Consider the following 361-nt stretch of genomic DNA (forward strand, 5'->3'; position numbering starts at 1 on the left):
CGAGCGGCGGACGGGTGAGTAATGCTTGGGGATCTGCCCGGTCGAGGGGGATAACCGTTGGAAACGACGGCTAATACCGCATACGCCCTACGGGGGAAAGCAGGGGACCTTCGGGCCTTGCGCGATTGGATGAACCCAAGTGAGATTAGCTGGTTGGTGAGGTAACGGCTCACCAAGGCGACGATCTCTAGCTGGTCTGAGAGGATGACCAGTCACACTGGGACTGAGACACGGCCCAGACTCCTACGGGAGGCAGCAGTGGGGAATATTGCACAATGGGGGAAACCCTGATGCAGCCATGCCGCGTGTGTGAAGAAGGCCTTCGGGTTGTAAAGCACTTTCAGTGGTGAGGAAAGGTGAG

1 rRNA gene is annotated in these 361 nt (G+C 58.2%); it reads left to right on the forward strand.

Going from position 1 to position 361, the window contains the following annotated elements:
- Positions 1-361 (forward strand): 16S ribosomal RNA (locus tag DA373_RS16150); the annotation flags it as partial.

It is taken from the genome of Oceanimonas marisflavi (genome assembly GCF_003049725.1).
Taxonomy (GTDB): Bacteria; Pseudomonadota; Gammaproteobacteria; order Enterobacterales; family Aeromonadaceae; genus Oceanimonas; species Oceanimonas marisflavi.